Source organism: Halomonas sp. 3D7M (assembly GCF_014897885.1).
Classification (GTDB): domain Bacteria; phylum Pseudomonadota; class Gammaproteobacteria; order Pseudomonadales; family Halomonadaceae; genus Vreelandella.
The window spans coordinates 31,399-35,247 of sequence record NZ_JABUZF010000255.1 but is presented as its reverse complement, the minus strand read 5'-3'; the positions used below and the strand labels follow the sequence as shown (position 1 = coordinate 35,247).

General features: G+C 52.1%; 3 protein-coding genes. 1 reads left to right on the top strand and 2 read right to left on the bottom strand.

Annotation, left to right across the window (positions count from 1 at the left end; all coding sequences use genetic code 11):
* Window positions 1–86: 86 nt before the first annotated feature.
* Both INT22_RS16170 and INT22_RS16165 read right to left on the bottom strand, forming a co-directional pair.
* Window positions 87–1,133, bottom strand: coding sequence for a TRAP transporter substrate-binding protein (locus tag INT22_RS16170; protein WP_089040257.1), 1,047 nt, complete (start codon window positions 1,131–1,133; stop codon window positions 87–89).
* Between the two features lie 227 nt (window positions 1,134–1,360).
* Window positions 1,361–1,963 (bottom strand): TIGR02444 family protein, encoded by a 603-nt coding sequence (locus INT22_RS16165; protein WP_226912818.1) that lies wholly within the window; start codon window positions 1,961–1,963, stop codon window positions 1,361–1,363.
* Here INT22_RS16165 and INT22_RS16160 point away from each other — a divergent pair.
* The coding region (locus tag INT22_RS16160) for an ATP-binding cassette domain-containing protein (protein ID WP_193068556.1) at window positions 1,962–3,849 on the top strand (1,888 nt) is incomplete at its 3' end. The two genes, INT22_RS16165 and INT22_RS16160, sit on opposite strands and share 2 nt — an antisense overlap.

Here is a 3,849-nt window from a genome sequence, read left to right as displayed (position 1 = left end):
CGGCTTCGCCGGGCAAACAAAAAAGGGGCAGCGCTGGCTGCCCCCTAGGTGATTTACCGTTCAAAATGAGTGCACTAAACGGTAAATTACTCGTTAGTTACAGCTTCGAGATCAGCTTTAAACTGCTCCAGCAGCTCAGCACCTTTATCACCCGTCATTTCTAAGAAGGCTTCTTCAACTTGTGGAGCGCGGTCACGGAAAGCCTGGATTTGTTCTTCATCCAAACGAGTCACAGTGACTTCATCCGAAGCTTCTTGGATTTTAGCTAATGCCTCTTCGGCTAGCCCTTTAATGTGCTCGATTGTGTGATCATAGGCAGCATCAGACGCTTCCTGAACTAGCTCTTTGTCTTCATCGGACAAGCCTTCATAGAAGTCTTGGTTAGCCATCATGGCGGTAGTGAACCAGCCATGGCCTGTGAAGGTAAGGTGCGGTGATACTTCATATAAACCGCCAGACTCGATCCAGAAAATCGGATTTTCTTGACCATCGATAATGCCGGTTTGCAGACCACCATATACTTCGCCCCACGGTAGCGGCGTCGGTGTTGCACCAAAGGCATCATAAGTTTCTGAAAGCAATGGATTCGTCATGGTACGAATTTTCTTGTTATTCATATCTTCCGGCGAGCTGATCGGCTCGTCGGTGGTAATGACCATTTCACCTTCAGGGTACATCTTCAATAGCTCAAGGCCTTGCTCAGCGTAGAGCTCTGGGAACACCTCGTTGATGGCCTTACTCTCATCGAAGAAAGTCAGGACGGTTTCTTCATCTGTTGGTAGCAGGTAAGGGATAAAGAAGATTTGCGCTTCTGGGATCAGAGAACCCGTGAAACCAGGCGACTGGTTTACAAACTGAAGAATGCCGTTTTGGGTCTGCTCCATGATGTCATCAGATTCACCTAATTCACCAAAACGATAAACCTGAACGCTGTGATCGGAATTCTCTTCGATATATTCTTTGAATGCGTAAGCGAACACATCTTGGACATCGCCTTCGTACTCTTCGTGGGCGTAACGCCAGTTATCTGCTTGAGCGGCTGCGCTGAGACCAAATAGTAGTGCACCAACGCTCGCCGTCGTCATTAACTTAGTCGTTACTGAACGAGTCGAAATTAACTTGCTTGCCTTCATGCAGAGTTCCCCTAGCAGTGGTAAGCGCGCTATGCGAGTGCGCCAATATTTAATTTTTGTATAATGCGTGTCGCTCTTAAACGCTCTGTTAGTTGCCAGTGACTTTAGAGTAACTATTTATAAAACCATCATTCATAAAGCCTATCTTTTTGAATCCGTTTAGAAACAGTTACACAAGCAATAACAACCTTAAAACACGCGTTATTCAAAAATAGCTTAATTTCAGGCTAGCGCGGTCGCTCGTAGCGGTCAAGCCGTGTCGCAAGTATAGCAATCGCCTCTCTGACGTTCTCGCGCTCGGGTGACACAACTACTTGATCAAACGCAAGGCCATCAGAAAACAGCTTACTTTGCAGCCATTGTGCAACATCTTGCTTACTTATAGCGCAGTTTGTTAACCGCTGGTTAAGTTCAGACGTTTGCAATATCCAGTGCTGCCAGCGTTGAAGGTTCTCACGCTCAGCTTGAAGTTCGGCCTGCTGAAGTGTCTTTCGCAACTGGGCAATGCCCTCACTTTCTGCTGCTTGGGGCTTAAGATCACGACGCAACTGCCGCAAAACAGCGGTGACCGACTGCTGCCAACACTCCCGCACTTTGCGCTCCATTGACAGCGCACCAGGCGTTACCTGAAGACCGTAGTGGTAGAGCCAGCTATGCACTAGCAGCTCACACACATCCACCCCTGCTCTATCTTGCAGAACAAGGCATGCTTGCTCGACTCCGGGCTGGGCATAAAATGTCAGTGCAAAATCCCATAGTGGAGCCTGCTGTAAGCGCTGGAATCGGTTAGAATCGAACATTGATTTACCCACTTTTTCGGGAGAATGCATGATCGCACTGCGCCAAGTCGCCCTGCAACGGGGTACACAAACGCTACTCGATAACGCTGACCTTACGCTCCACAGCGGTATAAAGGCAGGCATTATCGGGGCAAACGGCGCCGGTAAGTCGAGCTTATTCAAACTTCTGCTAGGCGAGCTCGGCCCCGACCAGGGCGACGTTGAGATGAGCGGCGGCCAGCGGATAGCCCACATGGCCCAGGAAGTTGAAGCGCTGGATCGTCCCATTGTGGAGTACGTGCTGGATGGCGATTATGCGCTGCGACAAGCAGAGGCTGATCTACTCGCCGCGCGCGAAGCAGACGATGCGCATCGGGAAGCCGAGTTGCATGGGCTTATCGAAACCCTGGATGGCTACACGGCAGAATCGCGGGCATCGCAGCTGCTGGTAGGGCTCGGGTTTGTGCAAACGGATCTTAAGCGGCCTTTGTCAGATTTCTCCGGTGGCTGGCGTATGCGGGTGAACCTAGCCCGCACGCTGTTTATGCCTTCCGACTTACTACTGCTTGATGAGCCGACCAACCACCTGGATCTCGATGCCCTGCTTTGGCTAGAGCAGTGGCTAACCCGCTACCCAGGCACGTTACTGCTGATTTCTCATGACCGCGACTTTCTGGATGCCGTGTGTGATCACATTGTGCATATGCATCATCAAACGCTCGAGCTTTACCGCGGCAACTACTCTCGCTTTGAGCGCACGCGGGCTGAAAAACTCGCTCTGCAGCAAGCAGAAGCAGCCAAACAGCAGGCTCGCCGCGAAGAAATTGAGCGCTTTATAGCGCGTTTTCGCGCCCAGGCAACCAAAGCAAAGCAGGCGCAAAGTCGTGTAAAAATGCTGGAGCGTATGGGGGATATCGCTGTTGCTCATACAGATTCGCCTTTTCACTTCACGCTGCCTGCCGCAGATAAGACCTCACATCCGCTGCTTGTGCTTGACCAAGCGACCCTTGGCTATCGCAGCGAAGCAGGTGATGTCGCGCAGTTAGAGAAGGTCAACATTACGTTATTACCCGGTAGCCGCATCGGTCTGTTAGGCCCCAACGGCGCGGGCAAATCGACATTGATCAAATCACTGACCGGTGAACTGGCGCTGCTAGAGGGCAAGCGCGTGCCAGGCGAGCATTTAGCCATTGGCTATTTTGCCCAGCACCAGCTGGAAAGCTTGGACGTGACAACGACGCCATTTGTACATGTGCAACGGCTCTCTCCCACGGCCAGTGACCAGGAAATTCGCAATTTCCTAGGTGGCTTTGGCTTTAAAGGCGATGACGCCTTTGGCGAAGTTGGTACTTACTCTGGCGGTGAAAAAGCGCGCTTGGCACTCGCGCTAGTCGCCTGGCAGAAACCCAACCTGCTGCTGCTCGATGAGCCAACCAACCATTTGGACTTGGAAATGCGCGAGGCGCTCACCGAGGCGCTGGCAAGTTTTGAGGGCACGGTCATTCTGGTGTCTCACGACCGGCATTTATTGCGTGCCACGGTTGATGAATTCTGGCGGGTAGCCGACCATCGTGTTGAACCCTTTGATGGCGATCTCGATGACTATCGGGCATGGCTAAAGGCGCGCTTGGAAGAGGGCAGGCGCGATGCGCGTAGCGAAAAAAGCGAACGCCAAAGTCAGCAGCCTAGCGGTGACCGCAAAGCCGCTCGCAAGGCAGCAGCAGAACTACGCGAGAAGCTGCGACCACTGAAAAAAGCGCGCGATCAAGCTGAAAAAACTATGGAGAAAACCCAGCAGGCGCTTGAAGAAGTAGAGGCTATTTTGGCTGACCCGACGCTTTATACCGACAGCGCTCGTAAAGCAGAACTGACCGAAGCACTTGCCCAACAGGCGAAAATCAAAAGCCGCTTGGACACCAGCGAGCAGCAGTGGCTCG

Excerpts from the sequence above, each read along its gene's own strand:
- INT22_RS16170 (WP_089040257.1), bottom strand. The coding sequence starts at position 1,133 with ATGAAGGCAAGCAAGTTAATTTCGACTCGTTCAGTAACGACTAAGTTA.
- INT22_RS16165 (WP_226912818.1), bottom strand. The coding sequence starts at position 1,963 with ATGCATTCTCCCGAAAAAGTGGGTAAATCAATGTTCGATTCTAACCGA.